Origin of the sequence: Desulfovibrio sp., assembly GCF_034006445.1 — a bacterium.
Lineage (GTDB): Bacteria > Desulfobacterota > Desulfovibrionia > Desulfovibrionales > Desulfovibrionaceae > Desulfovibrio.
Genome location: NZ_JAVESS010000001.1, coordinates 332198 through 354915, shown reverse-complemented (window position 1 = coordinate 354915; position 22718 = coordinate 332198). Strand labels below are relative to the sequence as shown.

The 22718-nt window shown below is 57.0% G+C and carries 15 protein-coding genes and 1 tRNA gene; 10 read left to right on the top strand and 6 right to left on the bottom strand.

The window, feature by feature from the left end:
- Window positions 1-280: 280 nt before the first annotated feature.
- The 3 genes from RBR41_RS01470 to RBR41_RS01460 form a co-directional block, all read right to left on the bottom strand.
- Window positions 281-1273 (bottom strand): DUF362 domain-containing protein, encoded by a 993-nt coding sequence (locus RBR41_RS01470; RefSeq protein WP_320350416.1) that lies wholly within the window; start codon window positions 1271-1273, stop codon window positions 281-283.
- A 381-nt stretch (window positions 1274-1654) separates the two neighbouring features.
- Window positions 1655-1731, bottom strand: a tRNA-Met gene (locus RBR41_RS01465).
- 132 nt (window positions 1732-1863) lie between these two features.
- Window positions 1864-2661, bottom strand: a complete 798-nt coding sequence (locus RBR41_RS01460) for an undecaprenyl-diphosphate phosphatase (protein WP_320350414.1) — start codon at window positions 2659-2661, stop codon at window positions 1864-1866.
- 145 nt (window positions 2662-2806) lie between these two features.
- On the opposite strand from RBR41_RS01460, the gene RBR41_RS01455 reads away from it, so the two are divergent.
- Window positions 2807-3001 (top strand): hypothetical protein, encoded by a 195-nt coding sequence (locus tag RBR41_RS01455; protein ID WP_320350412.1) that lies wholly within the window; start codon window positions 2807-2809, stop codon window positions 2999-3001.
- A 186-nt stretch (window positions 3002-3187) separates the two neighbouring features.
- Here the strand turns inward: RBR41_RS01455 and metG are convergent, their stop codons facing one another.
- Together metG and RBR41_RS01445 are read right to left on the bottom strand one after the other, a co-directional pair.
- Complete coding sequence (gene metG / locus RBR41_RS01450; protein WP_320350410.1) at window positions 3188-5206, bottom strand: methionine--tRNA ligase; 2019 nt, start codon at window positions 5204-5206, stop codon at window positions 3188-3190.
- A 216-nt stretch (window positions 5207-5422) separates the two neighbouring features.
- Window positions 5423-6511 carry a regulatory iron-sulfur-containing complex subunit RicT gene (locus tag RBR41_RS01445; RefSeq protein WP_320350827.1) on the bottom strand — a complete coding sequence of 363 codons (1089 nt, stop codon included), beginning with the start codon at window positions 6509-6511 and terminating at the stop codon, window positions 5423-5425.
- Between the two features lie 343 nt (window positions 6512-6854).
- Between RBR41_RS01445 and RBR41_RS01440 the strand changes: the two genes are divergently transcribed.
- The 5 genes from RBR41_RS01440 (at window position 6855) to RBR41_RS01420 (ending at window position 16330) form a co-directional block, all read left to right on the top strand.
- Entirely contained in the window at window positions 6855-7412 is a 558-nt protein-coding gene (locus tag RBR41_RS01440) for an HD domain-containing protein (protein ID WP_320350408.1), read from the top strand.
- A 17-nt stretch (window positions 7413-7429) separates the two neighbouring features.
- A complete protein-coding gene (locus RBR41_RS01435) occupies window positions 7430-8737 on the top strand; it encodes an ATP-dependent 6-phosphofructokinase (protein ID WP_320350407.1) in 1308 nt (435 codons plus the stop codon).
- A gap of 5 nt (window positions 8738-8742) precedes the next feature.
- On the top strand, window positions 8743-12063 hold the full coding sequence (locus tag RBR41_RS01430; protein WP_320350405.1) for a UvrD-helicase domain-containing protein: 3321 nt from the start codon (window positions 8743-8745) through the stop codon (window positions 12061-12063).
- The gene (locus RBR41_RS01425; RefSeq protein WP_320350404.1) at window positions 12060-15029 is read left to right on the top strand and encodes a PD-(D/E)XK nuclease family protein; all 2970 of its coding nucleotides are present in this window, start codon (window positions 12060-12062) and stop codon (window positions 15027-15029) included. The genes RBR41_RS01430 and RBR41_RS01425 overlap by 4 nt, the downstream gene beginning before the upstream one ends.
- A gap of 161 nt (window positions 15030-15190) precedes the next feature.
- Complete coding sequence (locus RBR41_RS01420; RefSeq protein WP_320350825.1) at window positions 15191-16330, top strand: nitronate monooxygenase family protein; 1140 nt, start codon at window positions 15191-15193, stop codon at window positions 16328-16330.
- Between the two features lie 164 nt (window positions 16331-16494).
- On the opposite strand, the gene RBR41_RS01415 is transcribed toward RBR41_RS01420, so the two are convergent.
- Window positions 16495-17304: a phosphoribosylformylglycinamidine synthase subunit PurQ gene (locus RBR41_RS01415; protein ID WP_320350403.1), complete on the bottom strand. Its 810-nt coding sequence runs from the start codon at window positions 17302-17304 to the stop codon at window positions 16495-16497.
- A gap of 261 nt (window positions 17305-17565) precedes the next feature.
- Between RBR41_RS01415 and RBR41_RS01410 the strand changes: the two genes are divergently transcribed.
- The 4 genes from RBR41_RS01410 (at window position 17566) to rapZ (ending at window position 22697) form a co-directional block, all read left to right on the top strand.
- On the top strand, window positions 17566-19209 hold the full coding sequence (locus RBR41_RS01410) for a CTP synthase (protein ID WP_320350402.1): 1644 nt from the start codon (window positions 17566-17568) through the stop codon (window positions 19207-19209).
- 394 nt (window positions 19210-19603) lie between these two features.
- Window positions 19604-21028 (top strand): RNA polymerase factor sigma-54, encoded by a 1425-nt coding sequence (rpoN, locus tag RBR41_RS01405; protein ID WP_320350400.1) that lies wholly within the window; start codon window positions 19604-19606, stop codon window positions 21026-21028.
- A 142-nt stretch (window positions 21029-21170) separates the two neighbouring features.
- On the top strand, window positions 21171-21710 hold the full coding sequence (hpf, locus tag RBR41_RS01400) for a ribosome hibernation-promoting factor, HPF/YfiA family (protein WP_320350399.1): 540 nt from the start codon (window positions 21171-21173) through the stop codon (window positions 21708-21710).
- A 57-nt stretch (window positions 21711-21767) separates the two neighbouring features.
- On the top strand, window positions 21768-22697 hold the full coding sequence (gene rapZ, locus RBR41_RS01395) for an RNase adapter RapZ (RefSeq protein ID WP_320350397.1): 930 nt from the start codon (window positions 21768-21770) through the stop codon (window positions 22695-22697).
- Window positions 22698-22718: the final 21 nt, after the last annotated feature.

The following is a 22718-nucleotide window of genomic DNA, read 5'->3' as shown; positions in this document are numbered from 1 at the left end:
TTTTTTTAAAAACCTCCCCAATTGCCAATAAACACAGCATGACATCCAGAGCAATTTTGCCTGAACCCCCTCAACGTCGCTCCCCTGCGGGGTGGTGTGCCGCTACATGCCTTTGTCAAGGTGCGCAGTTCTGGTCACATACGAAAAATCATCAAAAAAAGCCCGCCTGGAGCCTCAAAAAGCCCGCCTGGATTCTCTTTTCTGCGCCCCAGAATTTTACGAACCAAACACGCTGACTATGGTTTTGCGCTGCTCCCTGACAAGGTCGGATCCGCGCCTGTCATGCGTCAATGCCCACAAGCGTATACTGCTGACGGCCAATTCCGAGTGATTCGGCGTGATCAAGCACATGTATCCCATTGCGGGACTCAATACGTTCACGCAACGAAGCGTTTTTTTCGCTGTCTGCGGCATAAACAAGGTCAACGCAGGCCCGATCCAGGGCCACAGGGTCAAAGGATGCCAGAACGCCAATGTCGTCCAGCTCTGCAGGCGCGGGATTCTTGTTGCAATCACAGTCAATGGACAGGTTGTTCATCAGGCTGACATAAACGATTCTGTCCGTACCCAGTTTTTCAACCACAGAACCTGCCGCTTCAGCCATTGATTCCAGAAACAGTTCTTTTTTTACCTTGTAGCATCGGATGAATTTGCCAAGGGCCCGAGTTTCTCCGCCGGTGTGGATCCACATTTTTCCTTCAGCGGAAGCAATGCCGATGGCCACATTCTTGATGGCCCCGCCAAAACCCGCCATGGCGTGTCCTTTGAAGTGGGATAAAATCACGAAGGAATCGTAGTTGGCAAAATGCGCGCCAACGTAATTTTCTGTGATGTGCTTGCCCCGCGCAAACGGCAGACTGATGGAGCCGTTTTCATCCATGATATCGACCGGAGCAATCTCCGTAAAACCGTGTTCCTTGAGGGCGACCATATGGTCTGCCGTATTGAAGCGCTTTCCGGCATAGGCAGTATTGCACTCAACGATGGTTCCGCTCACAGACTGCACAAGATCTTTGATCAACGCTGGCGCGGGATAGTTCTGCCCCCCCGGTTCTCCAGAGTGCAGCTTCACCGCCACCCTCCCCGGCAACGAACGGCCCTGCATCAGATGCCCGTAGATTTTTGTCAGCCCGACGGAACTGATATCTCTGGTAAAATATACAGTCGCTCCTTCCAGCCCCTGGGTAAAAGCCCCTTTGCCTGTCATGGCCACGGTACGCAGCACGGCTGCGTCCTCTTCAGTGAGGGCGCATCTGCTAATTGCCCCATCCATTGTATTCTCCTCCGCCCCACTCAAATCAGTCTGTTTGACACGACATGGCCTGAACCCTTAGCGCAGGCAAAACCACTTCACGGTGAAACTGCTCAGCGGATGTATGCGCAGGTGCGCACCGCAACGAAGTGGCAGGATGTCTGCGCTGCTGTTCCGCGGCGGGACAAGCCGTATAACCTGTGAGTACCTGTTTTTCAATCGTAGCCCGCACCAAGGGCACATCCACCTCAGAAGTGGCCCACGGGGCCATTGCACAGACGCTTGGCGACCCCAAGAGAGATAAAAAAACGAGGCGCTTATGCTTCTGTGTACAGTTAACGTACCCATCGAAGCATAAGCGCCTTTTATTTTTGGCACTTAGTTTCAGCGCCCATAGTACTCTGGTAGCAAGGGAGGGATTTGAACCCCCGACACTGCGGGTATGAACCGCATGCTCTAACCAACTGAGCTACCTTGCCGTGTGCTGCCCTCAGGCAGCGCGACGATTTAAATATAAGATTTGACCGGCCTTGGCAAGCAAAATTTTTCCAACACCCCGCCCCCTATCAATTTTCGGCCCGTGGCATTGGGCAGCCTGGATGGCGCGCGGCTCAGTTCACCATAAAATAATACACAAAGGGCGCGATGAGCAGCCGGTAAACGGCAAAGGGCACCAGGGTCATGCGCCCCACCAGGGCTACAAAAACCTTCACCGCCAGCAAGGCTGACACAAAAGAGCCGATCATGCCCACAAGAAAAAAGGGAATATCGGCAGAAGTGAACATACTCAGGTTTTTCAGCAGATCGTAGCCAGTGGCCGCCACCATAATGGGTACAGCCGCAATAAAGGAATACTCCGCTGCCAAAGGCCTTTTGGCCCCCAAGAGCATGCCGCCCATTATGGTTGCCGCAGAGCGCGAAAAACCGGGCCAGAGGGCAAGGCACTGAAAGCAGCCGATGCCCAGGGCCAGCTTTGGCGTCATGTCGTCAAGGCTGATGCAGGTTGTCTTGAACTTGCGCTTTTCAACAAAGATCATGCACAGCGCGCCCACCACCAGAGCAATAAGCACGGTGGCCGGGCGGAACAGGAATTCCTTGATGTAGGAATGCAGCAGAAGGCCAAGAACGCAGGCAGGCAACGACGTAAGAATAAGCAGTGTAATGCCGCGCATGCCCGCAAAGCGGACATAGGGCTGGGGGCGAACCAGGCCCCAAAACCGCTTCCAGTAAAGCACCACAACCGCAAGAATGGCCCCGAGCTGAATAACAACGTCAAAGGTGGCCGCCTTTTCACCGGCAAAACCGAGCAAATCGCCAACAAGAATGAGGTGGCCGGAGGAAGACACCGGCAAAAATTCTGTTAGTCCCTCAACAATGCTCAGAATAAAGGCAGTGAGCAAGTTGTCCATAACTGGCCTCTGTATTGCGCGCCGTGCGGCGAATCGCTGGCTTGGGCGTGTAGGCGCGTGGCGGGCACCGCATACTCGCGTATTGATGTTCCGTTATTGCCAAAAAACGGTCAAACGGTTATGGGTGAAAAAAAGGACGTATGCCATGAATACCATTATGCCGCAGGGCGAGCTGGTACGTAAAGCCGCTGCCTATCTGTCGGAAGAACGCGCGCACCATCCTGACAAAAGCCTGACCACGCTGCTGGATGAAACAGGCATGCGCTTCAACCTTACTCCGCTGGATGCCATGGCCCTGGAGCGTCTGTTTCAACAAAAGCCCTGTAGCAAGGCGGACTGATCAGCCCGCCCCCAGGAACTACGCCAGCCACACGATCAGAGCAACTTTAAAAGGCTTGACGCTTCCATGCGGTATTCTGCCGAAATACGCAATCTTCGGCAGAATCCACGCCACGTTGCGCGCTCTTCACCTCGTGCAGTGTCAGAGCATGTAACCTTATTCAAAGGTAATGCTCCAAGCCGGGCACTACGCTATTTCACTGCCGTTGGGAACGTCGGAATCCAGCCCAAGCAGGGTCAGGCCCGAATCATTTCCGGCCGTAAGCACCATGCCGTGCGACACGAGACCGCGAATCTTGCGCGGCTCAAGGTTAAGCACTGCACAAACACGTTTTCCCACCATTGCCTCTGGTGAATAGTGCTCGGCCAGGCCAGACAGTATCTGGCGGGGCTGCCCTTCACCAAAGTCAATTTCAAGACGCAGGATGCGGTCGGCATTGGGATGCTTTTCAGCTACCAGCACCGTTCCTATGCGCATGTCCAAAGCTTTGAAATGATCAAAATCTATGTTTGGCTTGCCCGCTGCCGCGCCAGTCAGATCCGCGCCGACCTGATCAGCGTCGGCGTTCACGGCCTTGGGCTGGCTGTTGGCCGCGTTCTGCTGCTTGGCAGCTTTTTTTTCCGCCTTGGCAGCCTTGGCTTTATCGGCCTCGCCGGAGTCCTTTTTCACCTCGATGCGCGGGAAAAGATTTGAAGCCTCGGCCACCGCCGTGCCCGGCACAAGCCCGTCAAAATTGTCCATCTCGGCTTCAAGGGCACGCACGGGAGGCATTCCAGGCTCCACGGGCTGGCCGAGCTGTTCCAGCATCTTTGCGCAGGCTACCGGCATAACCGGCCACAGGCACACTGCCGTTTTGCGCATGGCCGACAGAAGCACATACATGACAGTGGCGAGGCGCTCCATATTGCCCTGCTTGTGCAAGGCCCAGGGCCCCTGACTGTCCACGTACTTGTTCAGGGCGCGCACCAGTTCCCACAGGGACTCAAGCCCCTGGGAAAACTGCACGTTGCCGAAAAGCTGGCTGAAGTTGCGCATGGCCGTGGCGGTCAGTTCAATAATGGCTTCATCAGCTTCATCAAATGCCTTGGGGGCGGGAATCCGACTGCCGAAATACTTGGCGGTCATTGAAAGCACCCGGCTGAAAAGATTGCCCAAATCATTGGCAAGGTCAGCGTTGATGCGGCTGATCAGGGCCTCATCGCTGAAGCTGGCGTCCGATCCGAAGTGCATTTCACGCAGCAGAAAATAGCGGAAGGCGTCCGTGCCAAAGCGCTGGCTCATGGCTTCAGGCTCAACCACATTGCCAAGTGATTTTGACATCTTGGTATCACGCACAAGCCAGTAGCCATGCACATCAAGATGCTTGTACTGAGGCAGCCCAGCCGCCTTGAGCATGGTGGGCCAGAACACGGCATGCGGTTTGAGGATATCCTTGGCAACAAGGTGCTCGCCCGGCCAGAAATGCTCAAAGTCCTTGCCGTCAGGCCAGTTCAGTGCGCTTATGTAGTTGATAAGGGCGTCAAACCAGACATAGCACACATAATCCTTGTCAAAGGGCAGTTCTATGCCCCAGGTCAGCCGCGATTTGGGCCGGGATATGCACAGGTCTTCCAAAGCGCCGGATTCCAGCATGGCCAGAACTTCCGAGCGGTAGCGCTCAGGCCGGATAAAGGAAGGATTCTGCTCAATATGCTCCTTGAGCCAGGGCAAATACTTGGACATGCGGAAAAAATAGTTCTTTTCGCTGATAAATTCCGGCTTGACCAGGTGCTGTGGGCAAAGGCCGTTTTCCAGTTCCTTTTCGGTATAGAAGCGCTCACAGCCATAGCAATAGTGGCCGCCGAACTCGCCGAAATAGATATCCCCGGCATCGTAAACTTTCTGCATAAAAGCCTGCACCGAGGCCTTGTGCGCCTCATCGGTGGTGCGCACAAAGCGGTCGTTGGCAATATCCAGCTTGGGCCAGAGAGACTGAAAAAGGGCGCTGATGCCGTCCACAAATTCCTTGGGAGATTTACCTTCTTTTTCAGCAGCCTGCACGATCTTGTCGCCGTGTTCGTCCGTGCCCGTAAGAAAGAGCGTGTCCTGCCCGAGCAGCCTGTGAAACCGGGCCATGGCATCAGCCACGACAGTGGTATAGGCATGCCCCAGATGGGGTTTGGCATTGACATAGTAAATGGGCGTCGTGATAAAAAAGGTGTTCACTCAAGGCTCCGTAGGCTTGCTTGGCTATTGTGTTCTCTATATCAGAGCATTCTCGCTTGAACCGTTCGGGCGGCCGCGTGGCAGGCGCTCGCGTGAAGTCGCGAACAAATGCAACCGCTACAACCGCGTAGCCACGTCAATTGCATGGTCAGGCGCAGTAGCGGGCGTGACCGCAGACCTTTTGAACGCGTTCTCGTAAAAGTACTCTGCCCTGAATTACTCTGCCCTGCTGTGCGGCTTGCGACGCCGCTTGCGGCGCGGCTTGCCGGGGTCGCCCTGCCCGCCGCCAGCATCGCCATTGGCTGCGTCATTGTGGGCAAATCCCGCACCATCGCCGCCATTTTCCTGGCCGCGCTGCAATTCAGGCTCTTCATGCGGAAAAAGCTCATCCATCATATCAAGCTGATCAAGATTGTCCGGCGCAGCGGAAACTACCAGCAGACCGTCACCAACCTGGGCCTTGGGGGCCTGGCGTGGCGGATTTTGCGGATTTTGCACGGATTCGGGCCGGTGCGGCGAAAGGGCCTGCCACTCCTCAAGCGTAAGCTCAAGCTCTTCATTGGCCTCGGTGAGCACGGCCAGCGAGTTGCGGAACATATTGGCCCGCAGCACCTTCATGGCGCCTTTGTCTGTCTGGTATTTCTTGCCGAGCCGGGGGCAGTTTTTATGGAAGTGATCGTAATTTTCCTGCTCATACGAAAGGCAGCAGAGCAAACGGCCGCAAATGCCGGATATCTTGGCGGGATTGAGAAAAAGGTTTTGCTCCTTGGCCATGCGTATGGTCACGGGCGCAAACTTTCGCAAATAACGGCGGCAGCAGCAGACCATTCCACAGTTGCCCACAGCGCCCACCATCTGGGTTTCGTGGCGAACGCCGATCTGCCGCAACTCAATGCGGGCGCGGTACTCGCGTACAAGATCCTTCACAAGGTCGCGAAAATCAATGCGCGAGGGCGCTGTGAAGTAAAAAATGAGTTTGCTGCGGTCAAAAAAGACTTCCACATCCACAAGCTTCATATCCAGATCGCGCTGGCGGATGCACTGACGGCAAAAGGCCTGCGCCTCCCTGCTCAACTGCTCATTGGCCTCGCCGCGCCGTACGTCTTCGGGACTGGCCAGACGTAAAATCTGCGGCAGCGGTTCTTCCTGATCAGACAGCGGACGAGCCGGGCCAGAGACAATGACGGCCAGCGCATGCCCCTGTTCGGCTTCAATAAGCACATGTTCCCCCGGATTGAGACCGGCAGGACCACTGTAATAGCTTGTCTGGCCAAGCGAACGAAAACGCAGGCCATATATGGGCATTGAGGTCACGGTACAAAACCTTGTGAAACGATTTCCAAAAAAATTCTTTTCGGACATAAAAAGCCCGCTGTCAACCGTAGCCCCCCGAACAGGGCATGTGACAAGCCATTACGGGCAAAGCTTCCGCGCTTCAAAGGCAGGCAGGCGCAGATCGCCAAACAGGGCTTGGCGGAGTTTAGCCCTGCAATGCCTACTTGTGCAAGCACGTCGACAAAGCGGGCGCATGTATGGAAAATGGTTGCTGGCCTGTTACCATTGCGCGACAAAAGGGGGCAACACGCTGGCCCGACTTGCCTTCACCCCTGCCCTGCTTTACATTACACATGATACAGGAGCTACCACGATGATACAAAGAAATGATGCTTTACAGCTTCTCGCTGCCCATGCCACCCCCCCGTCCCTCATGCAGCATGCCCTGGCCACAGAGGCCATCATGCGGGCGCTGGCGCGCCATCTGAATGAAGATGAAGAGGTATGGGCCATTACTGGCCTGCTGCACGATCTGGACTACCCGACCACGGCGGACAACCCGCAGCGTCACGGTCTGGACAGCGCCGACCTGCTGGCAGACAAACTGCCGGAACCAGCCCTTGCCGCCATACGCGCCCATGCCGCAGAGATGAACGGGGGCAGGGCCGAAACCCGTTTCGACTATGCGCTGCGCTGTGGTGAAAGCGTTACCGGCCTTATCAGTGCCGCGGCCCTCATGCGCCCCACGGGCATGGAAGGCATGGAAGTAAAAAGCGTCAAGAAAAAGATGAAAGACAAGGCCTTTGCTGCCAGCGTCAGCCGCGAGAATATACGTCAGTGTGCCGAAGCCGGGCTTGAACTTGACGCCTTTCTGGCTTTGGCCATTGAAGCCATGCGCGCCCACGCCGATGAGCTTGGGCTGAGCAAATAACTTACCACGAGGCCCACATGAACAAAGAATGCACCCTGCATACGGGCATCCACACCCTCGGCCCCTGCAAGCTGGATTCTCACCTGCCCTACCGCACCTGGGCCGATGACAAATCCATACAGATATTTGTGGATGAAGAGCTGACCGAAGATGCGGGTGAGCCTTTCAGCGTTTGCCTTGAGGCCGCCGGGCCGCGCCGCAAGCTCTATTTTGACACCACGCGGGCCAAGTGCGCCATAGTCACCTGCGGCGGGCTGTGCCCAGGTATCAATGACGTCATACGCGCCATTGTTATGGAGGCATTTCATGCGTACAACGTGCCTTCAATTCTGGGCATTCCCTACGGACTGGAGGGCTTTATCCCCAAATACGGGCATACCCTCCAGGAACTGACGCCCAAGGGCGTGGCCGACATTCACCGCTTCGGCGGCACCATGCTCGGTTCTTCGCGCGGGCCGCAGTCCGCCGAAGAGGTTGTGGACACGCTGGAACGCAGCAACGTCAACGCCCTCTTTGTCATTGGCGGCGACGGCACGATGAAGGCCGCGCGGGCCATCAGCAACGAGGTGCATGCCCGCAAACTGAAGATTTCGGTCATTGGCATCCCCAAAACCATTGATAATGACATCAATTTCATTCCGCAGTCCTTCGGATTTGAAACCGCTGTCTTCAAGGCCACAGAAGCCATCGAGTGCGCCCATACCGAAGCCTGCGGCGTGCCCAACGGCATTGGCCTTGTAAAACTTATGGGCCGCGAATCGGGGTTTATCGCCGCCAGGGCCGCGCTGGCCCTGAAAGAAGTGAACTTCGTGCTCATCCCTGAAGCGCCTTTTTCCCTTGAGGGCGAGGGCGGCCTGCTGCCCGCGCTGGAAGAACGCCTGAAATCGCGCGGCCATGCCGTCATTGTCGCGGCAGAGGGCGCGGGCCAGCACCTGCTGGCAGAACAGAGCGGCACGGACGCTTCGGGCAACCCCGTGCTTGGCGACATTTCCGAACTGCTGCGCACGTTCATCAATACCTACCTTGATGCACGCGGCATGGCCCACTCCATAAAATACATTGACCCAAGCTATATCATCCGCTCCATTCCTGCCAACGCCAATGACAAGGTGTATTGTGGCTTTTTGGGCCAATACGCCGTGCACGCCGCCATGGCTGGCCGTACGGACATGGTGGTGGGAAAAATTCAGGACCGCTACGTGCATCTTCCTCTGGAACTGGTCACGCGCAAGCGGCGCAAGCTGAACATCTATTCTGATCTGTGGCGGGCCGTGCTTGAATCAACGGGTCAGGGCATGCTCAAGGGCATGCTGCCCCCCATATAGCTTCCATGCAGCATTTACGACAAGTCAAAGCGTCCGCCGGATCGGGAAAAACCTATGAACTGACGCGCTGCTTTCTGCAACGCCTCATCAGCAGCGGCGCTCCGGGCAGAGCGGCCTCCCCCGCCTGCGCCCTTGTGTATGGCGGCCCCTGCGGCTGGGGCGACATTCTGGCTGTCACCTTTACCAATGCCGCTGCCACCGAGATGCGCGAGCGCGTGATCAGGCAGTTGAAAAGCGCAGCGCTGGGCAGCCCCATGCAGGGGCTCGACCTTGACCCGGCCACGGCCAGACGCTGGGTTGACGCCATCATGCGCGACATGAGCGCGCTGAACATCCGCACCATTGACAGTCTGCTGCACCTCATCGTGCGCGCCGCCGCTCTTGAACTCAAGCTGCACCCGGACTTTCAGCCGGTTTTTGCCACTGAAGAGGCGCTGACGCCCTACCTCGACCTTTTGCTGGAAAAAGCCTGGCAGGGTGACGAAGGCATGCGCGACCTCTTGCGGCAGGTCTGCCGGGCCATGGTCTGGCATGGGCAGAGCAAGGGCTTTCTTGCTGGCGAAAAGCTGTTGCACCAGTTGCGCCCCCTGCTGGACAGCGCCCTTTTGGGCGATTTTGGCGAGCTTTCATCCTATGACGAACTTGATGCACGGCTTGCCTTTCTCAACGAGACCGCAAAAATGGCCGCCGCACGCCTGCTGGAACAGGCCGCGCGGCAGAACCTGCCCTGGCTGGCAAACGCGCTCAAGGCCATTCAAGCTTGGGCCAATGGCGATTATAAAATTTCCACCTATCTGACCAAGGACGAAGCCGCCCAGGTTTTTAAAAAGGGCGCGAACATCGATGCCGAGGTGGAGAGGGCCTATGTGGTCTTTTCCAGAGCAGCCGGGGCATGCCTCGCGGACGGGCAGATCCTGCGTCAGGCCCTGCGCCTTGAGCCTTCCATCCGCATGGCCCGCATCCTGACCTCGGCCTTTGCGCACAATCAGGAGCAGGAAGGCGCGCTCCCCGGCCTGCTTATTCCCCATCTGGCGCAGCAAGTGCTTGAAAGCGATTACGGCGTGCCGGACACGCTCTGCCGCCTGGGCACCCGCCTCAGTCATTTTCTTGTGGATGAATTTCAGGACACCAGTCAGGAGCAATGGCGCGCCCTTCGCCCCTTGGTGGAAGAAGCCCTGGCCCACGGCGGATCGCTGACCTGGGTGGGCGATGTGAAGCAATCCATCTATGGCTGGCGTGATGGCGACCCGGAGCTTTTTGACGGAATCCTTGCCGACAGGGGCCTCACCGCCATTGCCGCGACCACCTGCCGCGACAGTCTGCCCTTCAACTGGCGCAGCAGCCGACAGGTGGTGGAACACAACAACGCCCTCTTCTCTCCGCTGGAACAGCCGGAAACGGCACGGGCGGTCATGAGCGCTCTTTTGCCGGGCGACATGCAGCCAGAGCTGCGCGAAGAGATCATGAATTCTTCTGTGGCAGCGCTGGTCAGCGCCTTTGAGGGCACCACCCAGCAATGCCCGGAACACGCGCCTCAGGGCGGACTTGTGCAGGTGGAGGATGTGGCGGCCGACTCCTCCGAACTTCTGCGCGAAGCAGTCTTCGCACGGCTGAGCGAGATACTGCATGAAGACATAGCCCCGCAGCGCCCCTGGTCTGACGTGCTGGTTCTGGTGCGCAGCAATGATGGGGCCGCACGCCTGGCCGACCATCTGGTGCGGCAGGGCATTCCCGTCATTACTGAAAACAGCCTCCTCCTTGCCGCCCACCCCCTGATCATCCAGACTGTGGCCCTGCTTGCCTTTCTTGACAGCCCTGACGACAATATCGCGTTCATGACGCTGCTGTCGGGCAATATGTTTCGAGGCCATGCGGAAGCCGCCGAGCTTGCCAGCGCCGACGTGGACGGCTGGTGCGCCCAACAGAAAAAGGGCCTTCTGTACCAGAACTTTCGTCAGCGCTGGCCACGTATCTGGCAGGCCCTGCTGGCGCCGTTTTTCAGCCAGTCTGGCCTGATGACGCCCTATGACACGGTACTTGAGTGGTATGCGCGCCTTCAGGTGGAGCAGCGTTTTCCCGAATCCGCCACATTTTTGCGCCGCTTTATGGAAGTATTGCACAGCGCCGAAGAAAAAGGGCTTGCCACATTGTCCACCTTTCTTGAGCACTGGAACGCCAAAAATCACGAAGAAAAAGTTCCCATGCCGGAAAATATGGACGCCGTGCGCATCATGACGGTGCATAAATCCAAGGGACTGGAAGCTCCGGTGGTTTTCGTCCCCTTTACCGGCCTGAATATCTCGGTTTCGGACAAGCCCATGCGCGAAGAGCGCCAGGGCCTGAGCATGATGGTGCGTAATCAGAAAGCCCTTGGCCGCCCGTATTACGAAGAACTGGCCCGCCAGGCGCGGGAAAGCATCAATCTGCTCTACGTGGCCTTTACCAGGGCCAGAGACGCCCTGTATGTCTTTCGCACAACGGCAAAACAGCAATCGCCTGTTCTGGCGGGGCTGGATATACTGTGGGAACGCACGGGCTTGCAGCCACCCTATACGCTGGGCAGCCTGCCCCCTGCCCCGGAAGCTGACGTGGTCGGCAACGCGGAACAGCCGTCCGGCGCTCCAGTAATTGAAGACACCCTTTGCGCGCACTCCAAAGAAGGCGCATGTGCCGTGCAGGCAGAGCCCATCGGGCAGGCCGCCGCTGCGCCTGCCCCCGCTGCGGCCCCGTCCGCTCCTGAAGACTGGCGGCCCATGCAATGGCTGCCGCGTCTGAAAATTTTCCGCAATCCACTGGAGGCCTTTGCCTTCAGGCCCAAAGACAGGGGCAATTTGTTGCATTTTTGCCTGGAACATTTGCGCATCACCGGCAACCCGCAAAAGGACGCGCAGGCCGCCCTGCACTTCGGCCTGCGTCACTATCCCCTGACCGTGCCGGATGAGGCGGACATCCATCAGGGCGTGACAGAAGCGCTGCGCTGGTTTGCCAGCCAGCCGCAGTCAGCCCGCTGGCTGGCAAACGGTTGGCCTGAGCACTCCATCATGACCGACGACGGACACCTTTTGCGCATGGATTTGCTGGTGCGTGAGCGCTGGGGAACACTCGTTCTGGACTACAAAAGCGGGCAGCCCGATGCCGAACATGTGGAGCAGGTGCGCAAATATCTCGCCTGCCTGAACCGGGATGAAGATAAGGAGCAAACGTCTGCCAGGGGGCTTCTTGTGTACCTTGACCAGCAGCGTTTTCGCCTTGTGACGCTGGACGGCGCTTCGGAACTGGTTTCAGACTGCCAGGAAGTATTGCCCACTGAAGAAGGTCAGTCATGAGCGCCTCTCCTTTTTTGATTTTTCCCTGGCAGCGGCCCTTCTTGCCTGCCCTCAAGGATCACTTGAACGAGATCACCCAGGGCCGCCCCGGATCGGCCCTGCTGCTGGTTCCGCACAACCGCCCCTGGCGCTATCTTGTGCAACTCTATGCGGCCGACGGGTACACCGGGCTTTTGCCCAAGGTCATGACCTTGTCCGATGCCGTGGCCTCGTGGCGCGCCTTTGACAGTTCCGCCCCCCTGCATACGGCCAACACGCTGGATCGTGTGGCATTGCTGCACCAATGCATCAACGCCCTTGCCCGTGAAGACAGCAGCCTTGCGGCCCGCTTTGCCCGCATGGACATGGCCCTTTTTCTGCCCTGGGGCTTGCGCCTCGCGGCCCTGCTGGAAGAAATGTACGGGCAACTGGTGGAAATAACGGACATCAGACATCTGGAAAATGAAGTGGCCGCTCCGGCAGCGGCCCTGCTGAGCGCGCTGGGCCGCATCAGCAAGGCCTATGAGGCCGCGCTGCTCAAAAACGGCTGGACAACGCCGGGGCTGGACATTTTCACCCTGGCCCGGGGTAATCCGCCGGTTCCGCCCCTGTTCGTCCCACGCCCGGATCGTCCCGTGGTCATAGCGGGCTTTTCGCTGCTCACAGGCGGAGAAGACCAACTTTTGAAGCGGCTTTGGCAGGATGGGGCCGAAATCTGCCTGCACAGCGATCCGGCCCTTGCTGCAAATACGGGGAGCGTCCATTGGGCCTGCGAAGAGCAGGCGACATGGCTGCGCCGCTGGAATGCGCGGGCAATTGCGGCCATGCCCCTTACCGAGCAGGAAAAAGCCCACCAACCCCGCTACCGCTTTTTTGCCGGGTATGACTGCCATTCCCAGCTTGCCGCCTTGCGCCGCGACCTGGAATCCGTGGCCAGCACCCGCCAGCCCGGCGTTGACCTCGCAGAGGCCGCCTCCACAGCAGTGGTGCTCACGGACAGTTCCTTGCTCATGCCGGTACTGCACCATTTGCCGGACAAGGACGTCAACATCTCCATGGGCTATCCCCTGGATCGTTCGCCCTTGAACCGCCTGCTGGACGGCATCTTGCGGCTTCAGGCGACCAGAAGCGACGACGGACGCTACTATTGGCGGCAAGTGCTGCAATGCCTGCGGCATCCGTATGTGAACATGCTGCGCACCCAGGACAGGGACGGCAATCCCCTGCTCCTGCGCGACGCGCTGCGTTCGCTTGAAAAGCACATTCGCGAGGGCGCGCGGTTCGTGGATATGGACGAAGCCGTGCGTACCTGCCGGGGTGAGCTTTCGGATGCCCTGGCCCTGCTGCTGCAAGAAGCGCTGGACGTTCTGCTGCATGCGCCGTCCGCCGCCAGCACCACAAAACACATGGCCGACGTTCTTCAGAACCTGTGCACCTTTTTACGCAATCGCGGCGGCGAGATGTGGAAACACTTTCCCCTGGATGCAGAAGCCATGTACCGCCTCACGCGGCAGGCCGTGCCCGTTCTGCGTGAAAACCTTCTGTCGCAAACAGACTTTCCGCTCATCACGCTTCAGGGCATGGTGCGGGAAGTTCTCGGGCAGGAGCGTATTCCCTTTGAGGCAGAGCCCCTCACGGGCTTGCAGGTGCTTGGCATGCTTGAAACACGCCTGCTGCATTTCGACCGGGTGTTCATTATGGACGCCACCGACGACAAACTGCCTGGCAATCCCGCCCAGGATCCGCTCTTGCCGGACTCTTTGCGGCAAACCTTGGGGCTGCCGGACTCACGCCGTCGTGAAAGGGCCGCAGCGCACACCTTGTACCGACTTTGCGCCGGAGCGCATGAAGTGGCCTTTTTCTGGCAGGAAGGCATCAGCCGTTCAGCGCTTTTTGACGGTAAAAAAAATCGCAGCCGTTTTGTGGAGCAACTGCTCTGGCAGGAAGAGCAAAGACGCGGCGCATTGCTCGCCCCCGGCGAAGCGCCGCTCGAAACTGCAAGCTGCGCGGTAATGGCCGCGGCCACTGCAACAAAAATTCTCACACGCGGGGCTGAACTCAACGCCGCTCTGGAGCGTCTGCTCCGCACGCCGCTCTCCGCCACCCGGCTGGACGTTTACCTCCAGTGCCCCCTGCGCTTTGCCTGGCAGTATCTGTGCGGCCTGCGCCCGCCGCAGGAAATCAATGAAGGTGATGACCCGGCAGCGGTAGGCACCTGCATTCACAATACGCTCAAGGCCCTTTACGAACCCTATCTTCACAGGGTTGTCTGCTCTGGCGACATCTCGGCGCAAACAGTGCGCGCCCGTTTTTACGAGCAGCTGGAAGCAGCGGATTTACGCCGTCTGCTGCCAGCCGACAGTTGCCTGATGCTTGAAGAAGCGGCCCCCATGCGGCTCATGCGTTTTCTGACAGGCCAGCCGGACAACGTGCTTATCATGGCTCTGGAAAAAGAGCTTAAAGCAAGCCTGCACCTTGCCGGGCGCGATTATGATTTTGTCGGCACCGTGGACCGCGTCGACCGCCGGGACGGTCTGCTGTACATCCTTGATTACAAAACCGGCACCATCAAAAAGCATGACGGCAGCCTGTGGACTGACCTTTCCTATTTTGCCCGTGCCGAAAGCCTTTGCGATTCGCTGATGGCTGACGCCACGGGGGACCCGGCCCGGCTGGAACAGCTTGAAGACCTTTTTGACGAACTGCGCACCCGTCTGCCCAGCCTGCAGCTACCGTGCTATCTGTCCATGGCGGGAGCCTGCGGTATGGCCCAACTGGGCGACGCGGCCCTGGTTGAACTGCGTGACTCGGGCAAGGAGCATCCCCTGTTCGGCGGTCTTGTGGACGATGACCTGAATGCGGCCCTGGGATTCTGCCGTTCCGCCCTGACCCTGACCCTGATGCATATGGAATACGCCCCCAGTTTCTCGGCCCGGCCCGACAAACATTGCCAGTGGTGCCCGTATTCCGGCCTTTGTTCCATATAAATGCCGGGATGTTGGCGCTACGTACAAAAGTGTTCACAGAGTTATTGCATCTTGTGAAAATTGCAGCTATTGTTTCCTTAATTTATATATGGGGGATATCTTGACCAGCGCCTGAAAAGGTGTTGGACATGTTCCATACAAGTCAGGACGGAGGTCTTGCAATGTCTTTTCCCGCGTTGAAAATAGGACATCTCACCGCCAAAATCCCTGTGGTACAGGGTGGCATGGGTGTTGGCATATCGCTTTCCGGCCTCGCTTCCGCTGTGGCCAATCAGGGCGGCATCGGCGTTATCGCCGGAGCCATGATCGGCATGAAGGAACCTGATGTAGCCAAGGATCCTCTTACCGCCAACCTGCGCGCCCTGCGCACTGAAATTGAAAAAGCCCGCCAGATGACCAACGGCATTGTGGGCGTCAACCTCATGGTTGCGCTGACCACGTTCAGTCAGATGGTACGCACCACCATAGAAAGCAAGGCCGATATCATTTTTTCCGGCGCAGGCCTGCCGCTGGACATGCCCAAGCATCTCCTTCAGGCGTGCGAAGAAAAAAAAGAAGAGTTCAAAACCAAGCTGGTGCCCATAGTCTCTTCGGCACGTGCGGCTTCCGTCATTGCCAAAAAATGGATTTCCCGCTTCAACTACGTGCCTGACGCCTTTGTGGTCGAAGGCCCCAAGGCTGGCGGGCACCTCGGCTTCAAGCCCGAAGAACTGCAGGATCCCGCGCACGCGCTGGAAGTGCTTGTGCCTCAGGTTGTTGAAACCGTGAAGCCCCTGGAAGACAAGTACGGCAAGGCTGTGCCCATCATTGCCGCCGGTGGCGTATACTCTGGCGAAGACATCAAAAAATTCCTCGATCTTGGCGCTTCCGGTGTGCAGATGGGCACCCGTTTTGTGGCCACCCACGAGTGCGACGCCGATGAGCGCTTCAAGCTGTCGTATCTTGCCGCCACGGATGAAGACGTCACCATTATCAAAAGCCCCGTGGGCATGCCCGGGCGCGCCCTGTTCAACAACTTCATCCAGGCCTCGCGTGAAGGCAACAAAAAGCCTTTCAAATGCGTCTTCCACTGCGTACACACCTGCGAACAAGAAAAGACGCCGTATTGCATCGCTCAGGCGCTCATCAATGCCATGAAGGGCAACCTTGAACGCGGTTTCGCCTTCTGCGGCGCCAACGTGTCGCGGGTAAACAAGATCATCTCTGTCCGGGAACTTATGGACAGCCTGCAGCACGAATTCGATGACGCCATGGCCTCATTGAGCAAGAGCGTACAGAATATGTTCAACGGCAAAAACTGATTTGCCGTGGACGCGTGATACGAAAAAAGCCGGGCACATGCCCGGCTTTTTTGCTATCCTTTGCTGCAATTTCGGTTGCTGCAATTTTGATTGCCGAAATCTTCGGTCACCGAAACCTTCCGTCGATGAAATTTTCAGTGGTCGAATTTTTCAGTTGTCGAAATTTATTGGCCGCGCAGATAGCGCACGGCATTGACGAAGAGCAGCGTTCCCGGGGGGTCCAGTTCGCCGCGCGTCCAGGCGGGATGATTGGTCACATGATGGAAGGCTTCGGGGTGCGGCATAAGCCCGAGCACCCTGCCAGTGGGGTCGGTAAGCCCGGCGATGGCCAGGGCCGCGCCGTTGGGATTGAGAGGATATTCCTGTGTGGGCTGCTTTGTTTCGGGATCGGCATACTGCAGAGCAATAAGATTTTCCGATTCAAGGCGGCGCAGGCACTCTTCATCACGTGGCACAAGTTTGCCTTCGCCGTGACGCACAGGCATGCACAGCATGGGCATATCCTTGGTGAAGACACAGGGACTTTTTGCATTGGGCAAGAGGTGCACCCAGCGGTCTTCATAGCGGGCCGAATCATTGTGTCCAAGTGTAACCTGGCGTTCAAAGCGCATGCCCCCAAGGGCCGGCAGCACGCCAAGCTTGACCAGCAACTGAAAACCGTTGCAAATGCCCAAAATGAGCTTGCCCTGCTCCAGAAAGTCGCGCAAGCTTTGCAGCAGTGGAACGCCTTGCGCGTCCTTGAGGTAACGCCAGCGCATTACAGCGGCCTGGGCTGCGCCCAGATCATCGCCATCAAGGAATCCACCAGGAAAAACCAGCAAGTGATAATCAGCCAGACGAACCTTGGCTGCCACAATGTCTGAAAAGTGAACAACATCGGCTCTGTCTGCACCGGCCAGGCGGGCTGCATGGGCCGTTTCAAGATGAGAATTTGTTCCGTAGCCGGTGATGACCAGTGTATTGACCATGCCCATGCGGGTAAAGCCTCCTTGGCTTGCTAGCAAATCTTCATGCGCAGCGCCTGTGCTGACCAGGCGCTTGGTGCGCTGCCTGTGGGCCGAAAACAGCCCGCACTCCACGAACCGCAGGCAAAGCCAGGCTTACCGATGCGGGCTGAAGAGGGAATAACACACTACGTACCTTGTTTTCGATAGTCAATGCTAGCCAAAAAATTCATTTTGGGCTAAGGATACAGGGTTGTGCTGAAAAGTGATCACGATATCAAGGTGGAAGGCATGAAAACGAAATTTATCTTTGTGACGGGCGGAGTTCTGTCATCTCTGGGCAAGGGGCTTGCGGCGTCCTCACTGGGCGCGCTGCTGAAAACCCGTGGCCTTACGGTAACCATACAGAAGCTTGATCCCTATATTAACGTTGACCCTGGCACCATGAACCCCTTCCAGCACGGCGAGGTTTTCGTCACCGACGACGGCGCTGAAACCGACCTGGACCTGGGCCATTACGAACGCTACCTCAACGTGCCCATGTCGCGGAAAAACAATACCACCTCCGGGGCCATCTACAATCAGGTCATCGCCAAGGAACGTCGCGGCGACTATCTGGGCGCCACGGTGCAGGTTATTCCCCACATTACCGACGAGATCAAAAGCGTGGTTCTGTCCCTGGCTGAAGGGGAGGATGCCCCTGATGTGGCCATCATCGAAATCGGCGGCACTGTCGGCGATATTGAAGGGCTGCCCTTCCTTGAGGCCATACGCCAGCTGCGTTCCGATATTGGCCGTGACAACTGCCTCAACATCCATCTTACCCTTGTGCCCTACCTGCGCACCGCTGGCGAGCACAAGACCAAGCCCACCCAGCACAGCGTCAAGGAGCTCCTTTCCATCGGCATTCAGCCCGATATCATCCTTTGCCGCTGTGAGCAGAGCATCCCCGAAGAACTGCGCCGCAAAATAGCCCTCTTCTGTAACGTCGATCAGGACGCCGTGTTCTCCTCGGTGGATGTGAACAATATTTATGAAGTGCCGCTGAAGTTTTACGAAGAAGGCTTTGACCAGAAGGTGGCAATCATGCTGCGCCTGCCAGCGCGCAATGCCCATCTTGAAGCCTGGGAAAAGCTCGTCAGCGACTGCGCCGACCCCAAGGGCACGGTTACCATCGCCATTGTGGGCAAGTACGTGGACCTGAAAGAGGCGTACAAAAGCCTGCATGAAGCCCTGATCCACGGCGGCGTGGCCAATCGCGTTCAGGTGAACCTGCGCTACGTGAATTCCGAAAATATCGACGCCAGCAATGTGGCGGAACATCTGAAAGGCTGCAACGGCATTCTCGTTCCCGGCGGCTTTGGCTACCGTGGCGTTGAAGGCAAGATTATGGCCATCCAGTATGCACGTGAAAAAAAGGTGCCCTTCTTTGGCATCTGCCTTGGCATGCAGTGCGCTGTCATCGAATTTGCCCGCCATGTGGCGGAAATGGCCGACGCAAACTCCGAAGAGTTCGACCACCGCTCCAAGCACAAAGTCATTTACCTCATGACCGAATGGTACGACTTCCGCACCAAGAACGTTGAAAAACGCGATGCGGGCAGCGACAAGGGCGGCACCATGCGCCTTGGGTCATACCCGTGCAAGGTTCTGCCCAATTCCCGCGCGTTTGAAGCGTACAAGAAAGAACTGGTTGAAGAGCGCCACCGCCACCGCTATGAATTCAACAATGAGTTCAAGGAAGCTCTGGCGGAAAAGGGCATGGTTTTCAGCGGCACCTCGCCTGACGGAAACCTTGTGGAAATAGTGGAACTGCCCGACCACCCCTGGTTTTTGGGCTGCCAGTTCCACCCCGAATTCAAATCCAGGCCCATGGACGCGCATCCGCTTTTCCGTGAATTTATCACGGCAGCCAAAAAGCACGCCAAGGTTTAGGGCATTTACCTTTGAAAAAGTGTAAATGCTCTAACGTTGCACGAGAGTGCAGCGCCCACAACGTGGCGTGGATTCAGCCGCAAATCGCATTTTCGGCTGAATGCGAACGTTGGAGTGTGAAGCATTTCAAGGTTGATCTGCTCTAGGGCTTGCGGGATCACATCATCTTTTGATGACAGAAAGAAGGGAGGGCGACCTCCCTTCTTGCGTTTCAAAGCCTGAAGCTGTTCCTGAAGCCAACTCCTTGAAAATAATGATGCAAAGCTCGCGCCAGCACACTGGCCTCGTTGTTTTTTGGTCGCGCAACCACTGGCTATTGCATAATTTTTGCCACTATGGCACACTACTTGTAACTAAGATATTTTCTGCTGACCTTTCAAGACGGAACAGGCTCATGGCACTGGAACTTCGACAGCAACTAAAACTGACTCAGCAGCTCGTGATGACCCCGCAATTGCAGCAGGCCATCAAGCTGCTCCAGCTCTCACGCATGGAGCTTCTTGAGACTGTGCAGCAGGAGATGCTGGACAATCCTTTTCTTGAAGAATCCCAAGGCGATGACATTTCGACAGATCCCGGGGAAGACAGGCGGGAAAAAGCCGCCGAAGAGGTGTACGACCAAGACCTGGCCAAGGATGCTGACTGGGAGGATTACCTTGGAGAGTTCGCCAGCACCCCCCGCCTTGTGCAGCCACGTGAGTATGAGGTTGCCGAAGACATTTCCCCCCTCGAAGCGCGCTATTCGGCCAAGCCCACCCTTGAAGGCCACCTGATGTGGCAATTGCGTCTTTCATCACTCACAGAACAGCAAAAAGACATAGGCGAAGTCATCATCGGCAACCTTTCTTCAGCGGGCTATCTGCAGGCCAGCCTGGAAGAAATCGCGCAGATGACGGAATCGGAACCGGCAGAAGTTCAGGCAGTGCTTGAAAAGATACAACTGTTTGATCCCGTGGGCGTAGCCGCCCGCGATGCCCGTGAATGCCTGCTCGTACAGATAAAAAGCCTGAAGTATGACCGCGACCCCATATTGCTTGAACTGGTGCGCTCGCACCTGGAGGACCTTGAGGCCAAGCGCTACAAGCCTCTTCTGCGCAAATTCAAGCTGGATATGGAGGAACTGAAAGAATATCTGGACATCATCCAGAGCCTTGACCCCCTGCCCGGAGCCAGTTTTGGCGGTGGCGAACCGACCTATGTGAGCCCTGATGTTTTTGTGTACAAAATGGGTGATGAGTTCGTCATCCTGCTCAACGAGGACGGCTTGCCGCAGTTGCAGCTTTCCAACATGAGCCAGATGGACTTGAAGGGATCTTCGGATAAGGAAAAAGAATACTGTACAGAAAAAATGCGCTCGGCCAGCTGGCTCATCAAGAGCCTCTATCAGCGCCAGCGCACCCTGTACAAGGTTATGGAAAGCATCGTTCGCCACCAGCAGCCCTTTTTCGAGGATGGCGTGACGCGCCTGGCGCCGCTTATTCTCAAGGACATTGCTGACGACATCAGCATGCATGAATCCACGGTAAGCCGCATCACGACAAACAAGTATGTGGCGACGCCGCACGGTATTTTTGAACTGAAATTTTTCTTCAACAGCGGCCTGGAGCTTGATGACGGCAGTCAGGTCGGCTCCGAGAGCGTCAAGGCCCTCATCAAAAAGTTCATCGCTGACGAAGATGCCAGGTCTCCCCTGAGCGATGAACGCATCGGCGAGATGCTGAAAGACCACCTCAAGGTCAACATAGCACGGCGCACTGTGGCCAAGTACCGCACCGCCCTTGATATTCCGTCATCTTCAAGACGCAAGGAACATTTCTAATCCTGCCTCCGGCGCGGCACAGACGCTGCGGTTCGCATGAGGCGATACATATAAAAAGATGGTTCATCAAATTTCCACCGTCGCTCAAAAGACGGGTTCCACAGTTCTCCATGCCGGGAACTGACATCATAAGGAGGATTATATGAACATCTCTTTTGCCTTCAAAAACTTTGAAGCCTCCGACCATCTTAAAAAGTATGCCCGACGCCGCATGGAAAAGCTGGGGCGTTTTTTTGGCAAGTCTTCCGGTCTTGAGGTAAGCGTGGTGCTTACCGTGGACAAGTTTCGCCATCGCTGCGAAGTGACAGTTGTCGGCGAAGGTTTGCATATAAATGCAACGGAACAGACGTCAGATATGTACGCCGCCATCGACCTTGTGACAGACAAGGTCGAGGCACAGATCAAGCGCCAGGTCTCACGGGTCAAGACGCAGCGCCGCAAGGCACGTTCCGAAGATGTTGACGTCTTTACCTATAACCTTGACGCAGACGCTGAAGTGGCGCAACCGGTTGAAGGCACTGACCGCCTCGCCACCAAGCCGCTGCACCTTGACGAGGCGCTCATGCAGCTTGATTCCATTGGCAGTGAGTTCCTGGTGTTTTTCAACGCCGAAAACGGCCGCATCAACGTGGTGTACCGCACCCGCACGAGCAGCTACGCGCTGATTGACCCCGTCTTATAATTACGCCTGTTTCCGGCCGCCTGCCATCAGGCGGCCGGAAATATTGCAGGGGGAATCATGACTGCCACCACAAAGCAGCCACAAAAAACATCGGCTGCGAATCCCGCAGCCGAACTGCCGGTAGCCGTGTGCATTGTCACCGGCCTTTCCGGCGCGGGCAAAAGTACGGCCCTTAAAGTATTTGAGGATATGGGGCACTTTGTGGTGGACGGGTTGCCGGCAAGCCTGGCCCCTGAAATGGTAAGCATGATGTCTCGCCCTTCCATGAGCCATTTCAAGGGAATAGCCCTTGGCATGGATCTGCGCCAGAGCAACTTTCTGGATGAGATCAATGAAGCGCTGTCTGATCTCACCGCCCAGAACATTCGCCCCATGCTCCTGTTTCTGGAATGCAACGTGCAGGAACTGCTGCGCCGCTACGCCACAACGCGCCGCCCCCATCCCCTGGAACGCGAGGGCATGGGGCTTGAAACAGCGCTGCTTTCCGAGCGCAACAGCCTGCGCCCTTTACGGGAAATGGCCGACCTTGTGGTGGACACTTCCCGCTTCTCCATTCATGACTTGCGCCGGGCCATTCAAAAGCGCTGGAGCGACAGCAAAAGCAAGCTTCGGGCCATCAAGGTCAACATCATCTCCTTTGGCTTCAAATATGGCGTCCCCCGTGAGGCCGACTTCGTGTTTGACCTGCGCTTTCTTAGCAATCCATATTTTGTTGATGAACTGCGCCCCCTGAGCGGCAAAGACAAGGCCGTGGCGCAATATGTTTTTGACAAGCCCAATGCGCGCGAATTTCGAGCAAAACTTATGGACCTGCTGCTGTTCATGCTGCCGCTTATGGAAGCTGAAGGCCGCTACCGCGTCACCATTGCCGTTGGCTGCACCGGCGGTCGCCACCGCTCCGTGGCCATGGCCGAAGAAATCACGCAGGCCCTGAAACAGGCAGACTACCCCACGACCCTGGAACACCGACATCTTGAACTTGGCTAGAAAAGCTGGCAGGCTCTGAGC

Coding starts and splice junctions, on each gene's coding strand:
- RBR41_RS01470 (WP_320350416.1), bottom strand. CDS start 1,273: ATGGATGGGGCAATTAGCAGATGCGCCCTCACTGAAGAGGACGCAGCC.
- RBR41_RS01460 (WP_320350414.1), bottom strand. CDS start 2,661: ATGGACAACTTGCTCACTGCCTTTATTCTGAGCATTGTTGAGGGACTA.
- RBR41_RS01455 (WP_320350412.1), top strand. CDS start 2,807: ATGAATACCATTATGCCGCAGGGCGAGCTGGTACGTAAAGCCGCTGCC.
- RBR41_RS01445 (WP_320350827.1), bottom strand. CDS start 6,511: ATGCCCATATATGGCCTGCGTTTTCGTTCGCTTGGCCAGACAAGCTAT.
- RBR41_RS01440 (WP_320350408.1), top strand. CDS start 6,855: ATGATACAAAGAAATGATGCTTTACAGCTTCTCGCTGCCCATGCCACC.
- RBR41_RS01435 (WP_320350407.1), top strand. CDS start 7,430: ATGAACAAAGAATGCACCCTGCATACGGGCATCCACACCCTCGGCCCC.
- RBR41_RS01430 (WP_320350405.1), top strand. CDS start 8,743: ATGCAGCATTTACGACAAGTCAAAGCGTCCGCCGGATCGGGAAAAACC.
- RBR41_RS01425 (WP_320350404.1), top strand. CDS start 12,060: ATGAGCGCCTCTCCTTTTTTGATTTTTCCCTGGCAGCGGCCCTTCTTG.
- RBR41_RS01420 (WP_320350825.1), top strand. CDS start 15,191: ATGTCTTTTCCCGCGTTGAAAATAGGACATCTCACCGCCAAAATCCCT.
- RBR41_RS01415 (WP_320350403.1), bottom strand. CDS start 17,304: ATGGGCATGGTCAATACACTGGTCATCACCGGCTACGGAACAAATTCT.
- RBR41_RS01410 (WP_320350402.1), top strand. CDS start 17,566: ATGAAAACGAAATTTATCTTTGTGACGGGCGGAGTTCTGTCATCTCTG.
- rpoN (WP_320350400.1), top strand. CDS start 19,604: ATGGCACTGGAACTTCGACAGCAACTAAAACTGACTCAGCAGCTCGTG.
- hpf (WP_320350399.1), top strand. CDS start 21,171: ATGAACATCTCTTTTGCCTTCAAAAACTTTGAAGCCTCCGACCATCTT.
- rapZ (WP_320350397.1), top strand. CDS start 21,768: ATGACTGCCACCACAAAGCAGCCACAAAAAACATCGGCTGCGAATCCC.